This is a genomic window from Bordetella holmesii (assembly GCF_020735985.1).
GTDB lineage: Bacteria > Pseudomonadota > Gammaproteobacteria > Burkholderiales > Burkholderiaceae_B > Bordetella > Bordetella holmesii.
Map to the genome: position 1 here is coordinate 665,139 of NZ_CP085973.1, position 24,439 is coordinate 689,577.

27 protein-coding genes and 1 tRNA gene are annotated in these 24,439 nt (G+C 63.4%); 18 read left to right on the forward strand and 10 right to left on the reverse strand.

Features of this window, described 5'->3' with window-relative positions; all coding sequences use genetic code 11:
- Window positions 1–10 precede the first annotated feature (10 nt).
- From ispE to LK440_RS03095, 6 genes are all read left to right on the forward strand, one after another.
- A complete protein-coding gene (gene ispE / locus LK440_RS03070) occupies window positions 11–937 on the forward strand; it encodes a 4-(cytidine 5'-diphospho)-2-C-methyl-D-erythritol kinase (RefSeq protein WP_005015422.1) in 927 nt (308 codons plus the stop codon).
- A 1-nt stretch (window position 938) separates the two neighbouring features.
- Window positions 939–1,015, forward strand: a tRNA-Gln gene (locus LK440_RS03075).
- A gap of 126 nt (window positions 1,016–1,141) precedes the next feature.
- Complete coding sequence (locus LK440_RS03080) at window positions 1,142–2,092, forward strand: ribose-phosphate pyrophosphokinase (protein WP_005015421.1); 951 nt, start codon at window positions 1,142–1,144, stop codon at window positions 2,090–2,092.
- A 117-nt stretch (window positions 2,093–2,209) separates the two neighbouring features.
- Window positions 2,210–2,803, forward strand: a complete 594-nt coding sequence (locus LK440_RS03085; protein WP_005015420.1) for a 50S ribosomal protein L25/general stress protein Ctc — start codon at window positions 2,210–2,212, stop codon at window positions 2,801–2,803.
- 90 nt (window positions 2,804–2,893) lie between these two features.
- A complete protein-coding gene (gene pth / locus LK440_RS03090; RefSeq protein ID WP_005015417.1) occupies window positions 2,894–3,481 on the forward strand; it encodes an aminoacyl-tRNA hydrolase in 588 nt (195 codons plus the stop codon).
- Window positions 3,481–4,215 carry a CPBP family glutamic-type intramembrane protease gene (locus LK440_RS03095; protein ID WP_005015413.1) on the forward strand — a complete coding sequence of 245 codons (735 nt, stop codon included), beginning with the start codon at window positions 3,481–3,483 and terminating at the stop codon, window positions 4,213–4,215. The genes pth and LK440_RS03095 overlap by 1 nt, the downstream gene beginning before the upstream one ends.
- A 40-nt stretch (window positions 4,216–4,255) precedes the next feature.
- On the opposite strand, the gene LK440_RS17825 is transcribed toward LK440_RS03095, so the two are convergent.
- A complete protein-coding gene (locus LK440_RS17825; protein WP_256374642.1) occupies window positions 4,256–4,378 on the reverse strand; it encodes a hypothetical protein in 123 nt (40 codons plus the stop codon).
- An 8-nt stretch (window positions 4,379–4,386) separates the two neighbouring features.
- On the opposite strand from LK440_RS17825, the gene ychF reads away from it, so the two are divergent.
- From ychF to LK440_RS03125, 6 genes are all read left to right on the forward strand, one after another.
- On the forward strand, window positions 4,387–5,478 hold the full coding sequence (gene ychF / locus LK440_RS03100) for a redox-regulated ATPase YchF (protein ID WP_005015411.1): 1,092 nt from the start codon (window positions 4,387–4,389) through the stop codon (window positions 5,476–5,478).
- 299 nt (window positions 5,479–5,777) lie between these two features.
- Window positions 5,778–6,308, forward strand: a complete 531-nt coding sequence (locus LK440_RS03105; protein WP_005015407.1) for an RNA polymerase sigma factor — start codon at window positions 5,778–5,780, stop codon at window positions 6,306–6,308.
- A 5-nt stretch (window positions 6,309–6,313) separates the two neighbouring features.
- Window positions 6,314–6,784 carry a FecR/PupR family sigma factor regulator gene (locus LK440_RS03110; protein ID WP_005015406.1) on the forward strand — a complete coding sequence of 157 codons (471 nt, stop codon included), beginning with the start codon at window positions 6,314–6,316 and terminating at the stop codon, window positions 6,782–6,784.
- On the forward strand, window positions 6,781–7,449 hold the full coding sequence (locus tag LK440_RS03115) for a FecR family protein (RefSeq protein WP_005015405.1): 669 nt from the start codon (window positions 6,781–6,783) through the stop codon (window positions 7,447–7,449). The genes LK440_RS03110 and LK440_RS03115 overlap by 4 nt, the downstream gene beginning before the upstream one ends.
- 102 nt (window positions 7,450–7,551) lie before the next feature.
- A complete protein-coding gene (locus tag LK440_RS03120; protein WP_017685396.1) occupies window positions 7,552–8,121 on the forward strand; it encodes an STN domain-containing protein in 570 nt (189 codons plus the stop codon).
- Window positions 8,122–8,145: 24 nt separating this feature from the next.
- Window positions 8,146–9,939, forward strand: coding sequence for a TonB-dependent siderophore receptor (locus LK440_RS03125; protein WP_227944773.1), 1,794 nt, complete (start codon window positions 8,146–8,148; stop codon window positions 9,937–9,939).
- A gap of 109 nt (window positions 9,940–10,048) precedes the next feature.
- Here LK440_RS03125 and LK440_RS03130 read toward each other — a convergent pair whose 3' ends face one another.
- Entirely contained in the window at window positions 10,049–10,975 is a 927-nt protein-coding gene (locus LK440_RS03130) for a LysR family transcriptional regulator (protein ID WP_005015404.1), read from the reverse strand.
- Between the two features lie 177 nt (window positions 10,976–11,152).
- On the opposite strand from LK440_RS03130, the gene LK440_RS03135 reads away from it, so the two are divergent.
- Both LK440_RS03135 and LK440_RS03140 read left to right on the forward strand, forming a co-directional pair.
- Complete coding sequence (locus tag LK440_RS03135; protein WP_005015402.1) at window positions 11,153–12,010, forward strand: class II aldolase/adducin family protein; 858 nt, start codon at window positions 11,153–11,155, stop codon at window positions 12,008–12,010.
- A gap of 76 nt (window positions 12,011–12,086) precedes the next feature.
- Entirely contained in the window at window positions 12,087–13,415 is a 1,329-nt protein-coding gene (locus LK440_RS03140) for an MFS transporter (protein ID WP_005015401.1), read from the forward strand.
- A gap of 19 nt (window positions 13,416–13,434) precedes the next feature.
- Here LK440_RS03140 and LK440_RS03145 read toward each other — a convergent pair whose 3' ends face one another.
- A complete protein-coding gene (locus LK440_RS03145) occupies window positions 13,435–14,385 on the reverse strand; it encodes an IS481-like element IS481 family transposase (RefSeq protein WP_005012650.1) in 951 nt (316 codons plus the stop codon).
- A gap of 98 nt (window positions 14,386–14,483) precedes the next feature.
- On the reverse strand, window positions 14,484–15,149 hold the full coding sequence (locus tag LK440_RS03150; RefSeq protein ID WP_005015398.1) for a GntR family transcriptional regulator: 666 nt from the start codon (window positions 15,147–15,149) through the stop codon (window positions 14,484–14,486).
- Window positions 15,150–15,185: 36 nt separating this feature from the next.
- Here LK440_RS03150 and LK440_RS03155 point away from each other — a divergent pair, with 36 nt between their 5' ends.
- The 3 genes from LK440_RS03155 to LK440_RS03165 all read left to right on the forward strand — a co-directional run bounded on the left by LK440_RS03155 (window position 15,186) and on the right by LK440_RS03165 (window position 18,245).
- Window positions 15,186–15,563: a hypothetical protein gene (locus LK440_RS03155; RefSeq protein WP_005015396.1), complete on the forward strand. Its 378-nt coding sequence runs from the start codon at window positions 15,186–15,188 to the stop codon at window positions 15,561–15,563.
- Window positions 15,564–15,693: 130 nt separating this feature from the next.
- Window positions 15,694–17,247 carry a Rieske 2Fe-2S domain-containing protein gene (locus LK440_RS03160; protein ID WP_005015395.1) on the forward strand — a complete coding sequence of 518 codons (1,554 nt, stop codon included), beginning with the start codon at window positions 15,694–15,696 and terminating at the stop codon, window positions 17,245–17,247.
- The gene (locus LK440_RS03165; RefSeq protein ID WP_005015393.1) at window positions 17,244–18,245 is read left to right on the forward strand and encodes a PDR/VanB family oxidoreductase; all 1,002 of its coding nucleotides are present in this window, start codon (window positions 17,244–17,246) and stop codon (window positions 18,243–18,245) included. Before LK440_RS03160 ends, LK440_RS03165 begins: the two co-directional genes overlap by 4 nt.
- A gap of 63 nt (window positions 18,246–18,308) precedes the next feature.
- On the opposite strand, the gene LK440_RS03170 is transcribed toward LK440_RS03165, so the two are convergent.
- Genes LK440_RS03170 through LK440_RS03185 form a run of 4 tightly spaced genes read right to left on the reverse strand, consistent with a single transcriptional unit; the run spans window position 18,309 to window position 22,073 of the window.
- A complete protein-coding gene (locus tag LK440_RS03170; RefSeq protein ID WP_005015391.1) occupies window positions 18,309–19,619 on the reverse strand; it encodes an FAD-binding oxidoreductase in 1,311 nt (436 codons plus the stop codon).
- A complete protein-coding gene (locus LK440_RS03175; RefSeq protein WP_155267695.1) occupies window positions 19,616–19,909 on the reverse strand; it encodes a hypothetical protein in 294 nt (97 codons plus the stop codon). Before LK440_RS03175 ends, LK440_RS03170 begins: the two co-directional genes overlap by 4 nt.
- 38 nt (window positions 19,910–19,947) lie before the next feature.
- Window positions 19,948–21,063, reverse strand: coding sequence for a sulfatase-like hydrolase/transferase (locus tag LK440_RS03180; RefSeq protein WP_227944774.1), 1,116 nt, complete (start codon window positions 21,061–21,063; stop codon window positions 19,948–19,950).
- A gap of 38 nt (window positions 21,064–21,101) precedes the next feature.
- Entirely contained in the window at window positions 21,102–22,073 is a 972-nt protein-coding gene (locus LK440_RS03185) for a Bug family tripartite tricarboxylate transporter substrate binding protein (protein ID WP_005015389.1), read from the reverse strand.
- A gap of 119 nt (window positions 22,074–22,192) precedes the next feature.
- Between LK440_RS03185 and LK440_RS03190 the strand changes: the two genes are divergently transcribed.
- Window positions 22,193–22,465 (forward strand): hypothetical protein, encoded by a 273-nt coding sequence (locus LK440_RS03190; protein ID WP_025341199.1) that lies wholly within the window; start codon window positions 22,193–22,195, stop codon window positions 22,463–22,465.
- Window positions 22,466–22,563: 98 nt separating this feature from the next.
- Here the strand turns inward: LK440_RS03190 and LK440_RS03195 are convergent, their stop codons facing one another.
- Together LK440_RS03195 and LK440_RS03200 are read right to left on the reverse strand one after the other, a co-directional pair.
- Window positions 22,564–22,983, reverse strand: a complete 420-nt coding sequence (locus tag LK440_RS03195; RefSeq protein WP_005015387.1) for an ABC transporter substrate-binding protein — start codon at window positions 22,981–22,983, stop codon at window positions 22,564–22,566.
- A 232-nt stretch (window positions 22,984–23,215) separates the two neighbouring features.
- Window positions 23,216–24,151, reverse strand: coding sequence for a LysR family transcriptional regulator (locus LK440_RS03200; RefSeq protein ID WP_005015386.1), 936 nt, complete (start codon window positions 24,149–24,151; stop codon window positions 23,216–23,218).
- Window positions 24,152–24,439 lie beyond the last annotated feature (288 nt).

Here is a 24,439-nt window from a genome sequence, read left to right on the forward strand (position 1 = left end):
TGCCGCCATCATGACGCTCTACGACGTACCCGCGCCGGCCAAGCTCAACCTCTTTTTGCACATCGTAGGCCGGCGCCCCGATGGCTACCATCTGCTGCAAAGCGTCTTCCGCTTTGTCGATCTGTGCGACACGCTGTCGTTCGAGGCGCGCTCGGACGGCCTGATCGAGCGCGCCTATGATCTGCCCGGCGTCGCGCCCGAGCAGGATCTCATCGTGCGCGCGGCGCGTGCCTTGCAGGCCGCATGCGGCGTGGCGCAGGGCGCGCGCATCGGTCTGGTCAAACGCATTCCGCAAGGCGGCGGGCTGGGGGGCGGATCCAGCGATGCGGCCACCACGCTGATCGCCTTGAACCGCCTGTGGGGCTGCGGACTGTCGCGCCGCGACCTCATGGCGCTGGCCCTGCCGCTGGGCGCCGATGTGCCGGTATTCGTATTCGGTCAACCGGCCTTTGCCGAAGGGGTGGGCGAGGACTTGCAGGCGGTGAGCCTGCCCGAAGCCGCGTATCTGCTCGTGCAGCCCGAGGCGAGCGTGCCCACGGCAGAGATTTTTTCTGCCCCTGATTTGACACGCAATTCAAAACACGTCAGAATTACGGACTTTCTTGCTTTGCCTAATTTCGGCTTTGGTCGAAATGACATGGAAGCGGTGGTTTTCCGGCGGTATCCTCAGATTGAGGCAAGCGTTCGGAGGCTAGGCGAGCTCGGTATACGGGTTCGCATGTCCGGGTCTGGTGCATGTTTATTTGCCGAGTACCCTACATTGTCCGCAGCCAGTCAAGCTCAAGACGTTTTGGCAAAGTTTGAAAATACCGCTACAATGCGCGGCGCTGGCAAAATAGTCAGCGAAACGCAGCCCGAATTTCAGTTGGGTTTTCGCTTGATCAAGGCATGCGCCGGGTTAAACGAGCATCCGCTGCGAAGTTGGATTGCAAGCTAGTTGGGGAGTCGCCAAGCTGGTTAAGGCACCGGATTTTGATTCCGGCATGCGAAGGTTCGAATCCTTCCTCCCCAGCCAAACCAATACATAAAAAAGCTGTTGAACTCCGCCTTCAGACTGGCTCAGGTTCAGCAGCTTTTTTGTTTTGCGGGCTTGGCGGTTTTTCCGCCCCCCGTTCAGTGTTAAACGACCATCATCTGCATCATGGCAAACGACAGCTTCATGATTTTCACGGGCACGGCAAACACCCGCCTGGCCGTGGACGTAGTCAACCACCTGGACATGTCCCTCGGCAAAATGACCGTGGGTCGCTTTTCGGATGGCGAGGTGATGGTCGAAATCAATGAGAACGTCCGCGGCAAGGATGTTTTCGTGCTTCAGCCGACCTGCGCGCCGACCAACGACAACCTGATGGAAATCATGGTGATGGTCGATGCCTTGCGCCGCGCCTCGGCCGGCCGCATCACCGCCGCCATCCCGTATTTCGGCTATGCCCGCCAGGACCGCCGCCCGCGCTCGGCGCGTGTTGCGATCTCGGCCAAGGTCGTGGCCAACATGCTGCAAGTCGCCGGTGTTGACCGCGTCCTGACCATGGACTTGCACGCCGATCAGATTCAAGGCTTTTTCGACATCCCCGTGGACAACATCTACGCGGGTCCGATCCTGCTGGGCGACCTGTGGCGCCGCAATCTGTCCAACCTGGTCGTGGTGTCGCCGGATATCGGCGGCGTCGTGCGCGCTCGTGCGCTGGCCAAGCAGCTCGAAGCCGACCTGGCCATCATCGACAAGCGCCGCCCGCGCGCCAACGTCTCCGAAGTGATGAACATCATCGGTGAGGTGGACGGACGGACCTGTATCATCATGGACGACATGGTCGATACCGCCGGCACGCTGTGCAAGGCCGCTCAAGCCCTCAAGGATCGTGGCGCTGGCGCGGTCTACGCCTATTGCACGCACCCCGTGCTGTCTGGCGGTGCGGTCGAGCGCATCGCGGCGTCCTCGCTGGACGAGCTCGTCGTCACGGATACCATTCCGCTGTCTGAAGAGGCTCAGGGCTGCGGCAAGATCCGCCAGTTGTCCTGCGCCGCACTGCTGGGCGAGACCATTCTGCGTATTTCCAACGCCGAGTCGGTCAGCTCGCTGTTTGCCGACTGATCCTGATTCAAGACTTTGCCCGTCGCTGGTCGCGGCGATGGGCCAATGCCACGCCGGCATGTCGCTTGGCGTGTTTTACACAGGCGGGCTGTTCCGCCAGATTGTTTGGAGTTTTCCATGAAATTCAATGCCACTGCGCGTAGCGTCCAGGGTTCGAGTGCGAGCCGCCGCCTGCGCCGCGCGGGTCGCGTTCCCGCCATCGTTTATGGCGGCACGGCTACCCCGCTGAACATCGAGATGGACCACAACGAAATTTTCCATGCCCTGCGCAAGGAACAATTCCACGCCTCCATCCTGACGATGGCTCTGGAAGGCGGCAAGAGCGAGCAGGTTCTGCTGCGCTCGGTCCAATGGCACCCGTACAAGCAGCAAGTCATGCACGTTGACTTCCAGCGCGTCGACGCCAACCAGGCTCTGCATACCAAGGTGCCCCTGCACTTCATCAATGCCGAGACCTCGCCGGCCGTCAAGCTCAGCGGCGCCATCATCTCCCACGTCGTCACCGAAGTGGAAGTGACCTGCCTGCCCAAGGCTCTGCCGCAGTTCATCGAAGTCGACCTCGGCAATCTGCTGGGTGGCGGTTCGGTGCACCAGAAGGACATCGTCCTGCCCAAGGGCGTGACCTTCACGCACCCCAACGATGAGCAGGTGATTGCCGCTGCCGTCGTCAAGGGCGGTGCTGCCGACGCTGACGAAGCTCCGGCTGCCTGATAGGCCAGTCGGGCGTGTGCCCGCTGCTGCCTCCAACCCTGCGCCTGCGAGTTGCAAGCGCAGGGTTTTTTATGTTCTAAACACGCCATCATGTCCGAACCGATCCGCTTGATCGTCGGGCTGGGCAATCCCGGCCCCGACTACGAAACCACCCGGCACAACGCCGGCTTCTGGCTAGCCGACCATCTGGCCGATGACTTGCGCGCGTCATTCACGCTCGAGAAAGCCTTCATGGGTCAGGTCGCCAAAGCCCGCTTCGAGGGCGAGAACGTACTGCTGCTCAAGCCCATTACCTACATGAACCGCTCCGGCCAGGCCGTGGGCGCACTGGCGCGCTTCTACAAACTCGCGCCCGAACAGGTGCTGGTTCTTCACGACGAGCTCGATCTGTTGCCCGGCCAGGTCAAAATGAAGCAGGGTGGCGGCCATGCCGGCCACAATGGCTTGAAAGACATCCAGGCCGCGTTGGGCACACCGAACTTCTGGCGCCTGCGCATCGGCATCGGCCATCCCCGCACCCTGAATCTGGCCCAGCAGGTGGCCGACTTCGTGCTGCATCCGCCGCGCCGCGACGAGCAGCTCGACATCGAGAAAGTCATCGACCGCTGCCGCGCTATCGTGCCCGTGTTGCTGCGCGGTGATTTCGCGCAGGCCACCCGCCAGTTGCATACCGCCTGATGCCACGCCTGACGCTACGCCAGGAGGTCGGCGACTGGTGGCGCTTTATCCGCCGGCCCACGCTGGCGGCCCGGCTGGGGCCGCGCCACGGTGGCGCCATGGCCGACTGGTGCCTCAATATCCGTGCCTCGCGTTTGCTGGCCTGGGCGAGCCTGCTGTGGTTGTTCAACCTGGTCGTGCTGGGCCCTATCGCCGTGGGGGCTGCCACCCTGGGCGGCGCGCAGCACCGCATGGACCCGGACAACATTCCATGGCTGGCAGCGGTCATCTGGGCCCCGCTGGTCGAAGAGCTCCTGTTTCGCTATGGCTTGCGCCGGCCCTTGCAGGCGCTGTGGGTCATTCCGGTCGTCTTGCCGGCCTTGATCTGGGGGCCCAAATTCTGGACGGGCTGCCTGGTTGCGGCCGTGATCCTGCTAGCCATATCCGGCACGCGGCACATGGGGCGCTTCAAACGCGGCCCGCGGCGCTTTTATCAGCGGCATTTCGGCCTCGTGTTTCATCTGGCCGCGCTAACCTTCGCCGCCGTGCATCTGGGTAATTTCTCGTTTGGCAGCACGGCCTGGTGGCTCTTACCTTTGCTGGTGCTGCCGCAGTGGCTCACCGGGCTGGTGCTGGGATGGATGCGGGTGCGGCGCGGCATCGCCGCGTCCATGGCCCTGCACGCGGTATTCAACGCCGGGCCCATGGTCATGATCTGGCTGCTGCTCAAGCTGGTGCCCGACATGGCGCTCTGAACGAGGCAGACTCGGCCTCGGGCTGGGCAACCGGGTAAAATCACCGTTTTCGCGGATTGATCATGGGCAGCGCGCCAGAGCGGCGCGGCTTGCCCGGATGAGCAAACACAGGCGCAGGCGCAATCGGCCGCGCACCCGGCAGCGCCGGGACATCGTCACTCAAGGATTTCCATGGCTCTGCAATGTGGCATCGTTGGCCTGCCCAACGTCGGCAAATCGACGCTCTTTAACGCCCTGACCCGTGCCGGTATCGCGGCCGAGAACTACCCCTTCTGCACCATCGAACCCAACGTGGGCGTGGTGGAAGTGCCCGATCCCCGCCTGGGCAAGCTGGCTGACATCGTCAACCCCGAGCGAGTCCTGCCGGCCACCGTCGAGTTCGTCGACATCGCAGGCCTGGTGGCGGGCGCCAGCCAGGGCGAAGGCCTGGGCAACCAGTTCCTCTCGCATATCCGCGAAACCGACGCCATCGTCAACGTCGTGCGCTGCTTCGAAGACCCCAACGTCATCCACGTTGCCGGCAAGGTCGATCCCATCGCCGACATCGAAGTCATCGAAACCGAACTCGGGCTGGCCGACCTGCAGACCGCTGAAAAAGCCCTGCACCGTCACTCCAAGACCGCGCGCTCCGGCGACAAGGAAGCCCAGCGCCTGGTCAGCGTGCTGGAAAAATGCATCGCCCATCTGAACGAAGCCAAACCCGTGCGCTCCATGGGCCTGTCCGATGATGACCTGGCCTTGATCAAGCCCCTGTGCTTTATCACCGCCAAGCGCGCCATGTACGTGGGCAACGTCAGCGATGACGGTTTCACCGACAACCCGCTGCTGGACCGCCTCACCGAATTCGCCACCAAGCGCAACGCACCCGTCGTCGCCATCTGCGCCGCCATCGAATCCGAGATCGTCGACCTGGCCGACGAAGACCGCCAAGCCTTCCTGTCCGACATGGGCATGGACGAGCCCGGCCTGAACCGCCTCATCCGCGCCGCCTTCAAACTGCTGGGCCTGCAAACCTACTTCACTGCCGGCGTGAAGGAAGTCCGCGCCTGGACCGTACCGATCGGCGCGACCGCCCCGCAAGCCGCCGGCGTCATCCACACCGACTTCGAACGCGGCTTCATTCGCGCGCAGACCATCGCCTACGACGACTACATCGCGTGCAAGGGCGAACAAGGCGCCAAGGAAGCCGGCAAAATGCGCGCCGAAGGCAAGGAGTACATCGTGCAAGACGGCGACGTGATGAATTTCTTGTTCAACGTCTGATCGGGCGCGTGGTGCCTCCAGGGTCATCCTGAACGCCGCAGCACTGCCCGCGCTGCACAAAGGCCGCATATCGATGCGGCCTTTTTCTTTTGGCGGGTTTGGCGAGGGGCAGTGCGTATGGCCAGCGACGTGATCGGCTAGGAAACGGGCGGGCGCAGCCTCGGAGCTCCTCACGTCACGGCTGGTATGCGGCTCGGGGTGCGGGTTTTAAGAGGTGAGTCGGAGCGCGGCGGTTCGCATCGCATCCAGGGTTTTGCATTCCCCTACCTGATAAGTAATAATTCTTAATTGCATTTAATTTGTGGGCCACCCATGCCCGAGTCGCTGTGGTCGCCCGCTACTATCGAGAACTGCTGAGCTTTTGCCTGCGCGCGTTGCGTGATCGCGAGGCGGCCGCCGATGTGGTGCAGGAAAGTTATGCGCGGTTTCTTGCCGTGGAGCAAAGCCAGGCGGTGGCCGAGCCGCGCGCGCTCTTGTTTCAGACCGCGCGCAATGTGATGGTGGATCAATACCGTCGAGCGCAAGTGCGCGGCAACGAAAGCCTGGAGTTGCTCGACGAGGCGCAGATGCCCGTGGCTGCCGCCGTGGATGCGCCAGAGTCTGCCGTGGCTTCGGCGCAGGCCGTGGCGGCCTACCTGTCGACCATCGAGGCCTTGCCGCCGCGTTGCCGCGAAGCGTTTATGCTTCATGTTTTCGATGATCTGCCCTATGCGCAGATCGCAGCGCGTATGGGCACGTCGGTCAGCATGATAGAAAAGCACATCGCCCGAGGCCGGCTGGCGTGCCGCGCGTGCGAGCGGCAGTTGCAGGGGCAGATCCCTCCCGGATAGCAGCCATGACGCTGCACGTTCCGAGTCATCTCAAGGGCGCGCCCTGCGCGGGGCCGGACGCGGATGAGCGCGAGCTCGAGGACTTCTTGCGAACGACTGACCCGGTCGCTTTCGAGGCGGCGCTGTGGTTGACCCGTCAGCAGGGCGGGCTGAGCGCTGCGGAGCAACAGTGTTTCGAACAGTGGCTGGCGGCCGACAGCGCCAATGCGCGTGCCTACGCCGATCTGGAGCCAGGCCTGGAGGGCCTGCGCGCACTTGCGGCGGCGGCCCGCGCGCGCTTGCCGGCGATAGCGTCATCAACGGCCGCTGCGCCGCCGATGCGGGCCGACACGCCGCGAGCCGGTGGGGCGGCCCACCAGCCTGCTTTGCCCGGGCGACGGGCCTGGCTATTCAATGTGGCGCGGCTGCCGCAGGCATCGCGGCTGCCGTCGTTGGCGGGCATTGGCTGGACTGGGACGGGCCGGCGGGGCGTTTGATCCACACGCGTCGCTACACCACCTCGCGCGGGGAGCTGCGTGAGGTGATGCTCGATGATGGCAGCACGCTGACGTTGGATGCCGGCACCTCGATCTGGGTGGCGCTTTATCAGGGCAGGCGCGAGGTGACGGTGCAACACGGCCAGGTCATGTTTGCCGTCTCGCCGGATGCCGGGCGGCCTTTTGACGTGCTGGCTGGCGCATTGCGGGTGACCGTGGTGGGTACACGTTTTGCCGTGCGGCAGACCGAAACCGGGTTGGACGCAGGCCGCACGGTGGTCGCCGTCGAGTCCGGCCGGGTGCGCGTCGAGCCTCTGCAACGGGGATTTGCGGGTGAGGCGACCTTTCTCGGGGCTGGAGAGCGCGTGAGCGCCGATGCGCAGGGCCGGCTCGACGAAGTCGTTCAGGTGGGGGCCCAGAGCGTGGCCGTGTGGCGCCAGGGCAGGGTCAGTTTCAATGACACGCCGCTATCTCAGGCGTTGGCCGAGTTCGAGCGCTACGGGCCGACGGGCCTGGCGTTAGGCGATCCCGCCGTGGGCCAACTCCGGTTGGGGGGCACCTTCGATCTGCACGCCGCGCAGAGATTTGCGCAAGCGTTACCCCATTTGTTGCCCGTGCGCGTGCAGAAAACGGCGCATGGCATCGTGATCGGCAGCAAGCGCTGAGCCGGCAGGTGAATTTTCTTTTGAACCGGGGTGAGGGTTTGGGCCGTTGATGCGACTCCATTAGTAATGATTCTTGTTGCTACCGTTCGGAGATGGCATTTCATGCGGCATTCCTATCTAGATCTGGCGCCTTTGGCGTTGGCCTTCGCACTGGCCATTGGCGCCCCGACCCGGGTCGCGGCGCAGGCCAGTGACGCCTATGTCAATCGCGTCATCCCATTCTCGATTGCCGCCCAGCCGCTGGGCCAGGCACTCAATGAACTGGCCCGTCAGGCGGGTTTGCAGTTGCTGTTTGCACCGGCCTTGGTGGCCAATAAAACCGCACCCGCCATCGCCGGCAGCCTGACGCCAAGCCAGGCCGCCGAACGGTTGCTCAAAGGCAGCGGTTTGCAGGCGGTGCCGCAGGGCGGGGCCATCGTGGTCAAGCCGTTGGCCGCTGACGCAGGGATGCTGGCTCCCGTGGCGGTGTCGGGCTATCTGCAGACGGGTTCAGGACCGTTGCAAGACTATGTCGCTACGGTCAGCGCCACGGCAACCAAAACCGATACGCCGCTGATGGAGACGCCACAGTCCATCGCCATTGTGGGCGCACAGGAAATTGAAACCATTAAGGCGCAGGATTTGAACGAAGCGCTGGGCTATGTGGCCGGCGTGGGACGCAAGTCCGGGTAGACGCGGTTTAGCGATGAGGTGGTGGTGCGCGGCTTTGAGATCAGCGCCTATACCGGTGGCTTGTATCGCGATGGCGGCAAGTATTCGGTCAACGTCTACAACGGCCAGCAGGAACCCTATGGCCTGGAGCGGGTGGAACTGCTCAAGGGCGCCTCATCCGTGCTTTACGGAGCCAGCGGGCCTGGTGGCATCATCAACACGGTGACTAAGCGGCCAACCACTGAGACCTTGCGTGAGCTGAACCTGGAGTCCGGATCGTTTGATCGCAAGCAGCTCTCCGGCGACTTCGGGGGGGCGTTGAGCGATGACGGCGTCTGGTCGTATCGAACCACGTTCCTGGCTCGCGACAGCAAGACCGCGACGGATTACATCGATGATGATCGGCGCTTTCTCGCCGGCGGCCTGACTTGGCGGCCCAGCGCCCGCACCTCATTGACGCTGTTGGCCGACTATCAGAAAGACAAGGCGGCCGAGAATCTAGGGCTGCCAGCCAAAGGATCGGTCTACAGCACCCGTTACGACCGGATCCCGACCAATCGTTTTACGGGTACGGCAGGGTATGACGGCTATGATGCCGAACGCTACACCGCCGGCTGGTTGTTCGAGCACGCCTTCAACGATACGGTCACTTTGCGCAACAACGTGCGCTACTACGACTTTCGCAGCACGTTTCCGGAGACGCTGACCTATAACCTTGCCGCCGATGAGCGCACATCGACGACGCGTTACGCCTTGGATAGAAGCGACAACTCGCAGGCCGTGGTGGCCGATACCGCTTTGCAGTTCAAGTTCGGGCAAGGGGCGTTGCAACATACTGCCCTCGTGGGCGTGGATTACACGCGCATGCGGCATCAGACGACACGCGAGCAGCGGCGCGCTCAGCCTTTCGATTACTTCGATCCCGATTACGGTATCCCGGTGGGCGATGTATATCGCTCGCAAGGCAAGTCGACAGACCGTACCCACCGCCTGGGCTTGTATGCGCAGGATCAGATAAAGATCGCCGAGAAGCTCGTCGTGTTGCTCGGTGGGCGCTACGATGATGTGGTCTACAGGAGCCACAACAGCATCTACCCTTCGCAAGAGGTCGATGACGAGAAAAGCCATGCGCTGACGGGCCGCGCCGGTCTGGTCTATCTGTTTGACAACGGTGTGGCTCCATTCTTTAGCTACAGCGAATCGTTCGAACCGGAAAGCGGCGCAGATCGCAACGGCAGCCGCTTCAAGCCGGTAACCGGCGAACAGTATGAACTGGGTGTACGCTATCAGCCACCAGGGTCGGATCTGATGCTGTCGGCGGCGGTCTATCAGCTCAAGCGTAAGAATATGTCCGTCAGTGATCCCCTGGATCCGAGCTACAACATCCAGGTCGGAGAGGTGCGATCGCGCGGTTTCGAACTGGAGGCGCGCGGCCGGGTGGGACGCAACACCCATGTGATTGCCGCCTATGCTTACACCGACGCGCGCACGACCAAGGCCAGCCCGCTTGCGCCGGAAGACGAAGGCATGCGGATCGGGCAGGTGCCCTATCACCAGTTTTCGCTGTGGACGGACTACAGTTTCGGTGACTTCGGTCTGGCGGGGCTGACCGTGGGTGCCGGAATGCGCTTTGTCGACAGCACGCATTTCCTGTACGGCACAGGGAAGGTGCCCGCCTACACCCTGGTTGACGCCATGGTGAGCTATAGCACCGGCCCTTGGCGGTTTGCGCTCAATGCCAGCAACCTGACGGACAAGCGTTATGTTGCGGTATGCCAGTCGGCCTGCTTCTACGGAGAGCCTCGCCGCATTATCGGCTCGGTCTCCTATCGCTGGTAAGCGGGGCCTGAAAACGTAGGCAGGAGCACAACGCGGCCGCGATACGCATGCGCGCTGAGGCCGCGTCGTGCCGATAGGTATCCGAAAAATAAGAAGTGCCAGACGGCGTTTACCGCGCCCCACTCCCGGCAGCCCTGCCTGCGTAGTCCGACGCCTGGATTTCTTCCAGCAGCCAGTCCTTGAAGCGGCGGATTTTGTCGACGCGACGTTCGGTGCTGCGTTGCGAGAAGAAGTGGTTCTCGCGGGTGATGCGGGCAAAAGCGAATTTTCCGGCCTCGACGAGCTCGCCGCGCGCCAGTTCGCGCTCGGCAAATCGCGTGGTCTCCAGCGCGACACCCATGCCGTCGACGGCAGCCGAGATGGACAGCGTACCACGGTCAAAGGACGTCCGCGGCCGCGAGGGCAGGCTCAGTCCATTGAGCACGAACCAGTCGTTCCAGCGCACCTGGCTGAGCGCCGAATCGATGAGCGGCGCGGACTCCATGATCTGCTTCCAGGTATGCCTGCGTGTTTTCAGGGCAGGCGCACACATGGGGATGATGTCTTCTTTGCCCAGCGCGGTGACGTCCACGCCCGAGAGCCGCAGGGCCAGGCCGTAGGAGATGGCGACGTCGACTTCGCGCGCCTGGGTGAGGTCCATGGGTTCGGACCCGCTGGACAAGCGGATGGTGATGTCCGGGTTTTTGGTCATGAAGCCCGGCAGGCGCGGGCCCAACCATTTCACGGCAAGGCTGGGCGCGCAATACACCGCTCGCACCTGGCCGGCCGGGGCGAGCTCGACCTCGGCACAGCAGGCTTCGAGCGCGTTGAGGATGCGCGTCAGGCTCTCGAGCAGGCGGCGTCCCTCGGGCGTGGGCTCGACCTGACGGTGGCTGCGCCAGAACAGGGGTTTGCCGAAGAGCTCTTCGAGCTCGCGAACCTGATGGCTGATCGCCGAGGGCGTCAGGTGCAGTTCCTGTGCGGCGAGCGTGAAACTCTGTAGGCGGGCGGCGGCCTCGAAGGCGCGCAACAGCACGAAGTTGGGGATTTTTCTCATCGGTTAAGTCGTGTCTGGGTGCGCCTGGTGTCGGGTCCGGGGATTTCAGATGAATGTGATTCATCTGAACATGAACATCTATCGTTTGTCCTGCGGTCCTTGTGGCGTTGATGATAGTGCCAGCCAACGCTAGGCTCAACCGAGCGTTGGGCCTCATCGCTTACACAAGGAGACGTTATGTCCGCCGTACTGGATCGCCCACGCAGTCATTCGACCGTGCTGCCAAAATTGCCTGATGGACGCGTGTCGATCTATGAGCCGCAGCAGCCCGGGTTGATCTATCCGCAGTTGCCGGAGTTTGCCAATGTGACCGAAGAGCGGCTGCATTTGAAGCAGCGCCTGGTGGCCGCCTGCCGCGCCTTTGGCAAGGAGGGTTTTGATTATGGGTTTGCGGGACATTTGACGGTACGTGACCCGGAGCATCCCGATCTGTACTGGACCAACCCGATGTGCGTGCATTTCAATGATGTCAACGTTTCGAATCTGATTCTGGCCGACCACAAGGGGCGCGTGGTCGAGGGGCGCCACGCGCTCAATCGCGCGGGTTTCGTGCTGCACGCGGCCGTGCATGAGGCCCATCCGGACATCGTGGCCATGTGTCATGCGCATACGGTATATGGCACGGCTTTCTCGGCGCTGGGTATTCCCCTGGCGCCCATCTCTCAGGATGCGGCCGCCTTCTTCGAGGACCATGTGGTCATCAAGAGCGAAGCCGGGCAGGTGGCGGTCGAGGAGCGCGCCGGCCTGGCAGTGTGTGACTGGTTCAAGGGGGTGCGCGCGGCGATTCATCAGAACCACGGGCTGCTGACGGCGAGCCGCTTCAGCATCGAGTCGGCGGCGTTCTGGTTCATCGCGCTGGAGCGTTGCTGCCGGCAGCAACTGATGGTGGAGGCCTCTGGTCACAAGCCTGCGCTCGTGCCGCCGGACAAGTCGCGCTACAGCCGCGAGCATGTGGGTTCGGAGTACATCGGCTGGCTGCATTTCCAGCCGATATACGAGCATCTGGCTGCCACGCAGCCCGACATGTTCGAGTAGTCGAGCACCAGTAGTGCGGCCCCGGCCGTCCAGCGGACCGGGGCATTCCAACACTCATAATATCTGGAGACAACCCATGAACGGCGACATCGCTGCGCAGCCATTCGTCAATACCGATGAGGAATCTGCCACTTACGCCAAGGTGGCCTGGCGTTTACTTCCCTTCTTGTTTCTCTGTTATCTCTGTGCGTATCTGGATCGCATCAATGTCAGTTTCGCCAAGCTGCAGATGGCAAGCGAACTGGCGCTGAGCGATGCGGTCTACGGACTTGGCGCCGGGGTGTTCTTCATCGGTTATCTGATGTTCGAAGTGCCGAGCAATTTGATCCTGATGAAGGTGGGCGCGCGGCGCTGGATTGCGCGCATCATGGTGACCTGGGGATTGATATCGGCGTGCATGATGTTTGTATCGGGGCCGGTCAGTTTCTATGTGCTGCGGTTCTTGCTCGGCGTGGCCGAGGCAGGTTTCATCCCGGCGATTCTGCTGTATCTGACCTACTGGTTTCCGAACAAACGCCGCAGCAAGGCGACCGCGTTGTTTCTGACGGGGATACCCATGTCAGGCGTGGTGGGCGGACCCATATCGGGCTGGATCATGCATTCCATGCATGGCGCGCACGGCTGGTCGGGCTGGCAGTGGCTGTTTCTGCTCGAAGGCCTGCCGACGGTGCTGATCGGCGTGATCGCCTTCTTCTATCTGGACGATCGCGTGGCGGACGCCAAGTGGTTGACCGACGCCGAGAAGGCACGCATCCAGCGCGATCTGGCGGCCGAGCAACAAGGCAACCATCTGCACTCCATTCGCGATGGGTTGACCAATCCGCGCGTGTTGCTGCTGAGCGGGATCTACTTCTTCTTCACCATGGGCCTGTATGGCATCAGTTTCTGGTTGCCCAGTCTGGTCAAAGCCAGCGGGGTGACGGATACCTTGAACATCGGCCTGCTGTCGGCGGTGCCTTATCTGGTCGCGGTCCTGGGCATGATTGTGTTTAGCCGCAGTTCGGATGCGACGGGCGAGCGCCGCTGGCATTTGAGCATCGCCGGTCTGCTGGGCGCCGTGGGCCTGGCCGCCAGCGTCATCTACGCCAAGGACACGACGTTCGCGTTGATCGCGCTGACCATAGGAACGGTCGGCGTCATGGCTACGATCTCGCAATTCTGGGTGCTGCCGCCGGCGATTCTGAGCGGCGGCGCGGCCGCTGCCGGTATCGCGCTGATCAATTCCGTGGGCAGTATCTCGGGCGTGGTCAGCCCCTATGCCATCGGTTGGGCGCAGACGGCGCACAACAGCACCGGGGCGGGCGTGATCGCACTGGTGTGCTGTCTGGTCATCGGCAGCATTCTGGTGTTTACCGTGCCGGCCAGGCTGGTCAATGTGCAGCGGCAGGACGCCGCACGCCGATAAGGAGACGCCGATGGGCCGCCTAGCTGTGAACTGTCAATAGGTTGTATTCGTCCAGGTTGAGTCTGGAGATGGGTACAGCGCGCCCGATGCCGTGGTGGGGTCGATGCCAGTTGTAGTGGTGTAGCCAGGATTTCATGGCATCGGCTCGGTGTTGGGAGTTCTGGTAGGTGTGAGCGTAAGCCCACTCACGCAAGGCCGACTGGATGAAGCGTTCGGCCTTGCCATTGGTCTGTGGGCGGTAAGGTCGGGTAAAGCGGTGCTTGATGCCCAGCTCATGGCACAGCGCGGCGAAGGCGCGGCTGCGAAAGGCCGAGCCATTGTCGGTGAGCAAGCGCTGGATGGTCACGCCCAGGCGCTGGTAGTAGGCCACTGCGTCCTTGAGGAACTGGACGGCGCTGGGGAAGCGCTCGTCGGGGTGGATGTCGGTGAAGGCCACGCGGGCGTGGTCATCGATGGCCACGAAGACGAAGTCCCAGCCGGCCCCCTCAACGGTATCGCGTCGGTTGCCCGTGACCCGGTGGCCAGGGCGCTGGATACGTCCCAGCTTCTTGATGTCGATGTGCAGCAGATCGCCGGGGGCCTGATGCTCGTAGCGCACCACCGGCTCGGCCGGCTCCAGGTCGGCCAGGTGCGACAGACCGGCGCGGGCCAGGACGCGGCTGACGGTGCTGGCTGACACGCCCAGCGCCTGGGCGATGCGCGCTTGGGTCAGCCGCTTGCGGCGCAGCTCCACGATAGCCAGCGCCTTGGCCGGCGCAATCGCTCGGGGCGAGACCGTCGGGCGCGAGGACGCATCGGCCAAGCCCGCCTGGCCCTGAGCCAGAAAGCGGCCCAGCCATTTGCGCACAGTCGGCGCGGTGACCCCATAGGCGCGGGCCGCTTCAGGCACACAAACTTGATGGGCGATCAATTGCTGGACCATTTCGAGGCGACGTAGGAAGGTCAATCGGGCATGCTTATGGGTGTTCATCCGGCCGGGCTCCTTGAGTGAACTGGGGGGTTGGCGATTTCCAGTTTCTCAAATCCGGTTCGGATGAACCATGCATACAACCTATTGAATCTTCACACCTAGCGATCGAGGATGTCCTGCAACTGCCCGACCAGATTCGAACGGGCATGCTCGATATGTTGATCGCTCAGGCGCACGGCGAGTCTGGCGTCGCCGCTGGCGATGGCTTGGGCGATGGCGGCGTGCTCATCCCAGAGGGTGCTGCGATGCGCCGCGCTGCGATGGACCGCTCCCATCACGCGTCGCAGATGCACCCAGTAATGGCGCGCGCTTTCGCCGATCAAGGGGTTGCCGGAGGCGTCGTAAATGGCGTTGTGAAAGGCCAGATCGGATTCGATGTTGGTCTTGAGATCGGCGCTTCGGGCGGCGATGCGACCGCGCTCGATGAGGGTGGGGTCGATGACGGCGCGGGCCTGGGCCGCCAGGCGCGCGGCCAGCGCGTCGAGCGCGCCGCGGACTTCATACAGATGCGCGACCCAGGCGGGGTCGAGCTGGGTGACCTGCACGCCGCGGCCCGGCGCATCTTCGATGAAGCCATCTTTTTTCAGCAGGCGCAGTGCCTGTAGTACCGGTGAGCGCGAGACGTGCAATTGCTCGGCAATCTCTTCCTGGGTGATGCGTTCGCCAGGCGCGAGGGAGCCATCGGTGATCGCGTCCAGCAATACGCGGTAGACGGTGTCGACGAAGTCGGTACGGACAGGGAGCTTTTCAGGATGCAGTTGCATAAGAAAATTCTAGCTTGGATACAGAGCTCGGAATACATGGATATCGATCGCACGCGTTCGGAACGTCGATGGCCGCTGGTCGATCTGCTTGTGATCGCGGCGGTTTGCGTCAATGCCGGCCAGGTGCTCATCCGGGCGTATAGCGCGGCGCCTGCGCCGGTGGCGCAGGCCGGGCCGTGGTACGGCATGGCGGCGGCCTACGGCGGCTTGTGCTGGGTGTCGAGCCGTGTGGCAGGCAGGTGGCAGTGGCTGGCGCGGGCGTTGTTCCTGCTGGTGGGCACGGCCTGCCTGATGTTCATGGTGCAGGGCGAGCCTTTGCCGGCCGGGCCTTCCATGCACTGGTATGACTGGTTTGTGCTTGGCGCCTGTTCCGCGCTGTGCGGCGGGCTGGGGCGCGGGTCGGGTGCGGGCTGACGGACATCCGGTTCATATTCAGAAACACATGGCTAGGGATAACCCCTTGATTCGGCGGGCCAGATTTTCGCTATTCTTTGTATACAGAGTTCAGAGTTCAATATCTGGCCAATTTTTGGAGAGAGACGAGATGAGTTCGAAGATTCAGGATCAGCACGAGCGCGCGGTCAGCACCGGCGGCACGACGGTGAAAAAACTGATCCCTTACGGCGGTTACTTCACCAACAGCGTGCCCGGGCACGATCCCGAATTGACCGAGGTCGGCCCCGGCACGCCGGCCGGCGAATATCTGCGCCGCTTCTGGCATCCGGTCTGTATGTCGATGGAGCTGACCGACACGCCGCGTTTTCTCAAAATCATGGGTGAGGAACTCGTGGCGTTTCGCGATGGCAGTGGCAGCATCGGTCTGCTGCATGCCCACTGCGTGCACCGCGGCGCATCCCTGGAATACGGCAAGATCGAGCAGCACGGCATCTCATGCTGCTATCACGGCATGGTGTTCGATGTGGACGGCACCTGCCTGCGGGTGCCGTTTCCCGAAGGCGAAGAGGAAGAGGGCGAGCGCTATCGTTGCTCGATCCGGCAGGGGGCGTACAAGGCGTTCGAGCGCAACGGTCTGGTCTTCGCCTACATGGGGCCGCCCGACGAGGAGCCGCCTTTCCCGGAGTGGGAGGGAGACTTCACGGTCGCGGAGACGGACGAGCTGGTGCCTTACAGCAACTTCCAGCACTGCAACTGGCTGCAGGTGCAGGACAACGCGGCCGACAACTATCACACCATGGCATTGCACGCCAAACGCCAGGTGACCGGCGAGCACTACCAGGGCACGACCTTTGACGAGGTGGGTGCCGCGTCGATGGAGGTGCCCCCCGACATGCAGTTCGTCCCCGTGCACGGAGGCCGCAGCCTGGCTTGCGCGGGGGCGCGCCGCTCGGATGATGAGCGTATGCACATCCGTGTTCAGCACCAGGTGCTGCCCAACTTCAGCCTGCATGCTTACACATCCGAAGATGGCAAAAAGAAGAAGCTCTTTAGTCGTTTTCATATGATCCGCTGGACGGTGCCGGTCGACGATCACAACAGTAAGATGATCGGCTGGCGCGTCATGGGCCCGGGCGTGGACACGCGCGGCATCGGCGACAAGAGCATGGTGGGCTATGAGACCATCGATTTTCTCGAGGGCCAGGTCGCCATGCGCCGGCCGGAGCGCTTCGGCCAATATGCGCTCGAGGATCTTCCGCCCATCCCGCCCGATCACCGCGCCCGGGCCAACTACAAGGATTGCCAGTACGCGCCGGGCGACTATGAGGCCATCATCAGCCAGCGGCCCATCGCGGTGCATGCGCTGGAGAACCCGACAAAGTTCGACGCGGGCTTGTATGTGTTTCGCAAGTTGCTGCGCGATGCCGTGCGGGGCAAGAACCCCAACGCCAGCCCGGAGCAGTTCGCGCAATGGCTGCGCGATTGTTCCGGCAACCCCAATAGCTACTGCTCGGGCAATGTGTTCGAGCTGCCAGTGGGCCGCACCACCGAGGAGGAAATCACCTTGCGCCGCCACCTTGCCCGCCAGGTGGTGCAGATCATCACTGAGGCCGACGGTCTGCGCGGCGCGCAGCGGCACGCCTTTGTGACCGACAAAATGGAAGCCCTGCAGCAGGAAGTGTTGGCGCGGAGGATGGCTTGAACGCGCCGGCCTCGTCGCCCGCGCTGCAGGCCATGGCCGGCTTGGACATCATCGAGGTCCAACTGAGGGCCATACGCCTGCAGGCGCAGGGCATTCTTGCATTCGAGCTCACCCATCCGGGCGGCGCGGAATTGCCCGCCGCGCAGGCGGGCGCACATATCGACGTGCATCTGCCCGGCGGGCAGGTGCGCTCCTATTCGCTGGCGGGCGACCCCGCGGACCGCTCGCGCTGGATACTGGGAGTCCTGCGCGAACCCAAGAGCCGTGGCGGTTCGCGCGCCATGCATGAGAGCTTGCGCGTGGGCGACATCGTCAAGGTGGGCCTGCCGCGCAATGCCTTCGGGCTGGCGCCGGAAGGTGAGCACGCCGTGCTGCTGGCTGGCGGCATCGGTATTACGCCGCTCAAGGCCATGGCCCATGCGCTCGCCGCACAAGAGCGCTCGTTCGAACTGCATTACTGTGCACGCACTGCGGGCCATGCGGCGTTCGTCGACGAGTTGCGGGCGCTGCTGCCCGAAGGGCGGTTGCATCTGCACTTCGATGACGGTGACAGCAGCAAGGGTCTGGACATTGCCGCCTTGCTGGCCGATTACGAGGCTGGCCGCCACGTCTACTACTGCGGACCCGCCGGGTTCATGGCCGCTTGCGCCCAGGCCAGCAGCCACTGGCCCGGCGCTGCAGTGCACAGCGAACACTTCAAGGCGCCCGAAGTGGTGCGTCCCGAGGGCGCGGGCGACGGCAGTTTCGACGTCGAGCTGTCTCGCAGCGGAGTGACCGTGACGGTGCAGCCGGATCAGACGATCGTGCGGGCGATGGAGCTGGCGGGCTTGCGTGTTCCGACCTCCTGCCTATCCGGCTTGTGCGGGGCCTGCAAGGTGGACTACCTCGAAGGAGAGGTGGATCACCGCGACTTCGTATTAAGCGACGAAGAGAAAGAGCATTGCCTGACGGTCTGCTGCTCGCGGGCGCGAAGCGCCAGGCTGGTGCTGGACTATTGATCCGGCCGGGGCGGCGCGCGCGCCGCCCCGCTGCCGTGCGCCGGCAAGAGGGCACGCAGACGATCAATCGAGGATGCGCCCGGGGTTGAGCGTATTGTCCGGATCCAGCGCCCGCTTGATGCGCTGCAGCAGTTGCAGTTCCCCGGCGCTGCGCGTGTAGCCGAGAAAGGGCTTTTTCAGAAAGCCGATACCGTGTTCGGCGCTGATGGTGCCCTGGCGGCCCCGCAACGCGCTATAGACGATCTCTTCGACGTTGAACCATTCGCTCTCCGGATGGGGGCCGGTGAGGATATGGATATTGTTGTCGCCCAGGTGGCCCATGAACAGATGCCGGGCTTGCGGGTAACGCTGCTGCAAGGCGCGTTGGACCTGATCCACGAAGTCGGGCATCTGGGCCATCGGCAAGCCACAGTCGAAATTGACTGTGGGTTTGAGCGCAGACATCAGTTCCGGGATGCTTTCGCGCAGGCGCCAGAATTTGTCGGCATCGGCCAGGCTCGCGGCTACGGCGCAGTCGGTCACCAGGCCATCGTCATAGGCGCGGGTGAGCGCGGCCTCCAGGTTCGCGTGCGACTCGGTGCCGCCGCTGGCCTGGATGAGGACGCTCCATGCGCTGCCCGGACCCAGCGGAGAGGCCACGCCGGTCAGTTCGCTGGCCTGTTGCAGGAACTGCGTTGACATGAACTCATAAGCGGTCAGCTGCGGGCCGAGCGTGACCCGCAGGTGACGCAGCAGGGCGGCCAGCGAGGCGATGTCGGGGATCTGGGCCAGGGCCGTGGCCGACGCGCCGGGCGGGGGCTGCAGCCGCAGCGTCAGACGCGTGATGATGCCCAGCGTGCCTTCCGAACCGATAAACAGAAAGCGCAGGTCCAGGCCCGAGCTGTTTTTGACCAATCGGGTCAGCGAGGTGACGACCTCGCCATCGGCGAGCACGGCTTCGATGCCAAGCACCGAGTCGCGCAAGGTGCCATAGCGCAGCACCTGAGTCCCGCCGGCATTGGTGGCCGCATTGCCGCCGATCTGGCAACTGCCGCGAGCCGCGAAATCCACCGGGAAGAACCAGCCTGCGGCAGCCGCGGCCTCTTGCACCTGTTGCAGCGTCGCGCCGGCCTGCACCTGCATGATGCCCTCGACGTCGTCCACGTACTCGATGCGGTTCATGCGGCCCATGTTGATGACGACATCGCCATCGGCGGGCACGGCGCCGCCCGCCAGGCCGGTCAAGCCGCCCTGCACGGTAATGCGGTGTCCCTCGTGGCGCGCCTGGCGTACCAGGGCGGCGACGTCGTCCGTGCTGGCAGGCTGGTGCACGGCGCGCGGCACCCCGCGCGTCAGGCCGCTCCAGTCGCGCAGATAGCGCTCATCGACGCTCATGCCTTCTTCTCCACGACCGGAGCAGGGGTGGCGCTGCTCGAGCCCATGGTCGAGGCGATCTGCACGCCGCCCAGGCGCTCGATCAGCGCGGCCTGATCCGCCTTGGCCTGCCGATCCACGTCCTCGGGATTGCAGATCGCATACAGCGCGGCCTTCATGTCGGCCAGTACCGTGGCATAGGCGGGGTCGGCGGCCAGGTCATGGAGCTCTTCGGGGTCCTGCTCGAGGTTGAAGAGCTCCGGCTCGAAACGGACATAGTGGTGATACTTCCACGGGCCTTTCCGGAGCATGAAGCCTGCGGTGTTGCTGCCGGCGGCGTGGTACTCGCTCAGAATGGCGCGCTGCGGATCGAATGGCTGTCGGTGAGCGCAAACAGGGATTTGCCTGGGCGCTGATCCATATAGGGCCCGGCATCCAGGCCCACGGCCTGCAGTATGGTGGGATACAGATCGAGCAAGTCCACGGGCGTCTCGCACACCCCGGGGGAGACATCGGGGCCAGCCAGCAGCATGGGGATCCCCACGCTTTCCTGGTAGAGCGTGGATTTGCCCCACAGGCCTCGGGCGCCGACATTGTCGCCGTGGTCGGAGGTGTAGACCACATGGGTGGAGTCCTTCAGCCCCAGGGTCTCCAGTTCGCTCAAAATGCGTCCGACATTGCTGTCCAGAAAGCTGCACAGCGCGTAATAGGCCAGGAACGCACTGACGCGCTCGTTCTCATCGGCAAATGTCTCTTCGCTGCGTTCGAACTCGGCGTAGGCCTGCACCCAGGGATGGCGCTCGTAGCCTTGCTTGGGGTGCAGTTTGGCTTGGGGGATCTGGCGGGCGTCATACAGCGCATAGAAGGCCTGCGGCGCGATGAGCGGGAAGTGCGGCGCGACCAGGCCGACATACAGGGCAAAGGGTCTATCCTTGGCGGCGGCATTGCGCAGCCAGTCCAGGGTGCGCTCGGTCACCGAACGATCGTAGGCGGTGTAGGGGGACTCGCCGATGCCGATGCGCTCGCCCAGCATGCGCTTGCGGCCTTGCGAGGGCAGATACGGGTCTCGTATCGATGCCCAGACCATGCCGTGGCCACCCAGCACGTGCATGGGGATATGCTCGGCATCGAAGCCGACCGGATCTTCTTCGTTGCGATAGTGCAGCTTGCCTATGCTTTCGACCCGCACGCCGTGCTCCTGCAGGGCATGTCCCCAGCCGGAGGGATCGCCGATGTAGGGCATCGCGTTATCCCAATGCCGGGTCTGGTGCACACGCTGCCCGGTCGCAAACGCCGCCCGGGCCGGTACGCAGATGGGGCTGGGCGTATAGGCGTTGGGAAAGCGCACGCCGCGGGCGGCCAGGGCATCGAGATGAGGGGTCTTGATAAAAGGATGTCCGGAGCAGCCCATGAACGCGGGGTTGTGCTCATCCGACATGATGACAACGATGTTTCTGCCTTTCATTGCATTTCCTAAAGATCGCTGGGGCGTTCGTGCCAGCCTCACGCTTCGGGCACGTAGCCGCTTTCCTTGACCACGGCGGACCAGAACTGGCTTTCCTGCTGTAGCTGCTGTTGCAAGCGCTCAGGAGCGGTGACCAGGGGTTCGAAGAACTGCTGGCGCATGATGGCTTCAAAGCCTTGCGACTGCACTGCGCCGGCCATGGCCTTGGTCAGCGCCTGCCCCGCGGCTGGGGGCAAGTCCTTGCGGCCCAGCAGCATGAAGTATTCCGATTGCGTGAGCGTGGGGTAGCCTGCGGCGGCGAAGGTCGGCACGTCATGCAGGGCGGGTGACGGCGCCGAACCGGTGGTCGCCAGGATGCGGATTTTGCCCGCCTTGTGCATGGGGATCAGGTTGGGCAGGGTGGTGATCAGCGCCGGCAGGACTCCGCCCATGGTGTCGGTCAGCGCGAGCGACCCGCCTTTGTAGGGGATGGGCGTGAGCGGCACCTTGCTTGCGCTCGCGAGCATCATGCCCAGAAACTGCATCACCGTACCGGCGCCCGGCGTGCCATACACGGCGAATTTAGGATCCTGGCGGGCCAGCGCCAGAAACTCGGCCAAGGTCTTGGCGGGGCTGTCGGCGCCCACCGCAAAGCCGAAGTCAAACTTGCAGGCGGTGCCCAACGCAGTGAAGTCGGTGGGCTGATAGTGGATGGATTTGTACAGGTAGGGATACAACGTCAGATTGGTCGACGGTGTGAACAACAGCGTATTGCCGTCGTTGGCCGCGTTGAGCAATGCGTCGACGGCGATACGGCCGCCTGCGCCCGCCTTGTTCTCCACGATCATGCTGTAGCCGGCGGCGCGCATGCCCTCGGCCAGCGCCCGAGCGACCAGGTCTATCGCCCCGCCAGGGGCGAACCCGACCAAAAGGCGGATAGGGGAGCTGGCTTTGGGCTGCGCGATCGGCAGCGCACTACAGCAAACGGCCGCGCCCAGGGCGCGCAGCAGGTGTCTGCGGGGAATATTCATCATTGTCTCCGTATCGGCACTTGTGGACGTGCCTGCTTGGCCGACAGCGTAAGGCTGGGCCAAGCGAGAGGACAAATATTATTTTTCGTGCCACAATATAGTTTTTTTCTTATGCCTTGATGGCCCAACGATCCCAGACCGGTCTGGCCGACGCGTTGACGCGCGCGGGCTCAGCGGAGGTTGCCGCGCAGATGGATGTTCGGCGGCCGTTGCAGGCCCAGGTTTTCACGCAGCGTCTTGCCTGGATAGGCGCCACGGAAGATGCCGCGCCGTTTCAATTCCGGCAAAACGTGGGCGACCACATCGCGCAAGCCGTCGATCAGGCGCGGCTGGATCAGGGCAAAACCGTCCGTGGCTTCGGCCTCCAGTCGAGATCACTTCCGGGATACTGATGGCATGCGCGATGGCTTTGCGGACCCGGATATCCTGCAGCAACGGCTTGTCCATGTTGTAGAAGAACTGGATGTGCGGCCCGCCGAGATCCTTGACGTCATGCGTCGGGTGTTTCCACATCGACCAGATTGGCGAAGGTGGATTTGCGGCGTGGATGGACTTTCTTCAGCGTCAGGATGGAGTACGCGACATCTGCGGAGCTGAAGGGTTTTCCGTCATGCCACTTTACGCCTGTGCGCAGATGGAAGGTATGGCGCAGCGCGTCGGGGCTTTGCTCCCACGAAACGGCCAGGGCTGGCACGAGCTTGAGGTCCGCATCGTGGTCGACCAGACCTTCGAGGATCTTGGCGCCGATGGCCTCGGGCCCGTTGCGATCGATCTGCGTCAGCACCGCGGGCTCGTTGGCATACTCGGTCACCGTGCCGGCGGATTTTCCGAACACCAGGGCCGGAACGGCGCCTTGGGCAGCGATGGCCAGGCCGAGGAAAAGATTGAACCGCCTGCGAGTAAAAAGCATGATGTTTTCCGCAGTGAGCGGAGCGAATTCCAGAGACTGGGAATCCTATATTTCATCGCCGCAGCGGTCTAATCATAAGAAAACATATGAATATCCGCGCAGCGGTAATTTGCTTAACACCTGAAGGCCGGGTGTGTTTGTCGTTCGCGAGTGCGCTGCGGCGTCGGGTCCTTGTGCGTGGCTCGTCCGGCCGGGGCGACGCGGCGCACCGGCAAGACCGTGTCGCCAGGTGCTAAGGCTGGGCGATGATGCGTCCGGTGAGCAGCTTGCTCTTGACCAGATCCTTCATGACCACAATGAGCGCCTGCCCGACGGCCTGAGAGGCTGCCGCCTGGGCGTCGCCCGGCATGCGGACGATGGACTGCACGCGCGTGATGGCAGGCCGGACGACTTTGCGCTCTTCGATGTGCCGGTCGTGCTTGCCGAGATCCAGGCCGGCGCTGGCCGGAAGGACGGCAAAGGCCAGCCCTTCGCGTACCAATGCATAGTTGAGATCGGGATCGTTGATTTCGTATTTGACGTTCAACGGGCAGTTCAGGTCGATCGCCGTGCGCTCGATGAGACGGCGTAAATCGTGATCTCTGTCCGGGGCGACCAGCGGGCGCGAGCCGATGGCGGAAAACGCGATGGTCTTGCCTGCGCGTTCGAAGAGCGAAGCGCGGCCAAACAGCGAGAACCCTTCTTCGTAGATGGGGGTGCAATCCAGCCCAGGCAACTCGAACGCGTTGGGCATCAAGGCGACATCCAGTTGGCGGGTTTCCAGCGCCGTGCGCATTTCGCTGGACAGCGCCGACGACAGCAGCAAGCGCACGTCAGGCAGCTCGCGTTCGACATGGCGCAGCAGCGGGGCGACCAGCACCCGCGCCAAGGAGCGCGACAGGCAGACCCTGACCGGCCCGCGCGGCTTGCCGGGCGGGCCCGGCACATCGATTTTGAGCGCATCCAATTGCGCCAGTATGGAGGAGGCGCGTTGCCGGAGGCGCTCGCCTGCCGGCGTCAATGTCACCCCCTTTGCACGTCGCTCGAACAACGTGATCCCCAGTTCGGATTCCAGCGCGGCGACATGCTGGCTCAGTGCCGGCTGCGCCACGCGTAACGCCGCCGCCGCGACCGAGAAACTGCCGCACTGTGCAATTTCGAGAAAGTATCGCAGCTGTCGAGGAGTCATTGGATAAGGAGGTGGTGTTTCAAATCACAAAGCCTGAGTCAAGGAGAGGCGCGGATGCGGATACGGCATGCCTCGACTATCGGCGGGCTGCCGTGCTTTCAGGGTGGCCCATCGGATGTTAGCCGCTCAAGCTGGGTGCTACGAGGGTATGTCTTTTCAACGCGTCACGCGGCCGCCTAGTCGATCACGCACAGCGCCGGCATGGAAAGCGCACGCTTCGCTGATCCTGCATGCGGAGCGGGCAGAAGGTTTCCGTTGCGCCCCGGAGGACTGGGGGTTGAGAGTCGT

What these genes read in the sequence shown, in the direction of transcription:
- LK440_RS03150 (WP_005015398.1), bottom strand. Translation starts at nt 15,149, where the DNA reads ATGCAACTGCATCCTGAAAAGCTCCCTGTCCGTACCGACTTCGTCGAC.
- LK440_RS03155 (WP_005015396.1), top strand. Translation starts at nt 15,186, where the DNA reads ATGGATATCGATCGCACGCGTTCGGAACGTCGATGGCCGCTGGTCGAT.
- ispE (WP_005015422.1), top strand. Translation starts at nt 11, where the DNA reads ATGACGCTCTACGACGTACCCGCGCCGGCCAAGCTCAACCTCTTTTTG.
- LK440_RS03130 (WP_005015404.1), bottom strand. Translation starts at nt 10,975, where the DNA reads ATGAGAAAAATCCCCAACTTCGTGCTGTTGCGCGCCTTCGAGGCCGCC.
- LK440_RS03185 (WP_005015389.1), bottom strand. Translation starts at nt 22,073, where the DNA reads ATGAATATTCCCCGCAGACACCTGCTGCGCGCCCTGGGCGCGGCCGTT.
- ychF (WP_005015411.1), top strand. Translation starts at nt 4,387, where the DNA reads ATGGCTCTGCAATGTGGCATCGTTGGCCTGCCCAACGTCGGCAAATCG.
- LK440_RS03200 (WP_005015386.1), bottom strand. Translation starts at nt 24,151, where the DNA reads ATGACTCCTCGACAGCTGCGATACTTTCTCGAAATTGCACAGTGCGGC.
- LK440_RS03170 (WP_005015391.1), bottom strand. Translation starts at nt 19,619, where the DNA reads ATGAGCGTCGATGAGCGCTATCTGCGCGACTGGAGCGGCCTGACGCGC.
- LK440_RS03195 (WP_005015387.1), bottom strand. Translation starts at nt 22,983, where the DNA reads ATGCTTTTTACTCGCAGGCGGTTCAATCTTTTCCTCGGCCTGGCCATC.
- LK440_RS03120 (WP_017685396.1), top strand. Translation starts at nt 7,552, where the DNA reads ATGCGGCATTCCTATCTAGATCTGGCGCCTTTGGCGTTGGCCTTCGCA.
- LK440_RS03135 (WP_005015402.1), top strand. Translation starts at nt 11,153, where the DNA reads ATGTCCGCCGTACTGGATCGCCCACGCAGTCATTCGACCGTGCTGCCA.
- LK440_RS03175 (WP_155267695.1), bottom strand. Translation starts at nt 19,909, where the DNA reads ATGCTCCGGAAAGGCCCGTGGAAGTATCACCACTATGTCCGTTTCGAG.
- pth (WP_005015417.1), top strand. Translation starts at nt 2,894, where the DNA reads ATGTCCGAACCGATCCGCTTGATCGTCGGGCTGGGCAATCCCGGCCCC.
- LK440_RS03160 (WP_005015395.1), top strand. Translation starts at nt 15,694, where the DNA reads ATGAGTTCGAAGATTCAGGATCAGCACGAGCGCGCGGTCAGCACCGGC.
- LK440_RS03140 (WP_005015401.1), top strand. Translation starts at nt 12,087, where the DNA reads ATGAACGGCGACATCGCTGCGCAGCCATTCGTCAATACCGATGAGGAA.
- LK440_RS03145 (WP_005012650.1), bottom strand. Translation starts at nt 14,385, where the DNA reads ATGAACACCCATAAGCATGCCCGATTGACCTTCCTACGTCGCCTCGAA.
- LK440_RS03095 (WP_005015413.1), top strand. Translation starts at nt 3,481, where the DNA reads ATGCCACGCCTGACGCTACGCCAGGAGGTCGGCGACTGGTGGCGCTTT.
- LK440_RS03080 (WP_005015421.1), top strand. Translation starts at nt 1,142, where the DNA reads ATGGCAAACGACAGCTTCATGATTTTCACGGGCACGGCAAACACCCGC.
- LK440_RS03180 (WP_227944774.1), bottom strand. Translation starts at nt 21,063, where the DNA reads ATGAAAGGCAGAAACATCGTTGTCATCATGTCGGATGAGCACAACCCC.
- LK440_RS03085 (WP_005015420.1), top strand. Translation starts at nt 2,210, where the DNA reads ATGAAATTCAATGCCACTGCGCGTAGCGTCCAGGGTTCGAGTGCGAGC.
- LK440_RS03110 (WP_005015406.1), top strand. Translation starts at nt 6,314, where the DNA reads ATGACGCTGCACGTTCCGAGTCATCTCAAGGGCGCGCCCTGCGCGGGG.
- LK440_RS03190 (WP_025341199.1), top strand. Translation starts at nt 22,193, where the DNA reads ATGGCCCAACGATCCCAGACCGGTCTGGCCGACGCGTTGACGCGCGCG.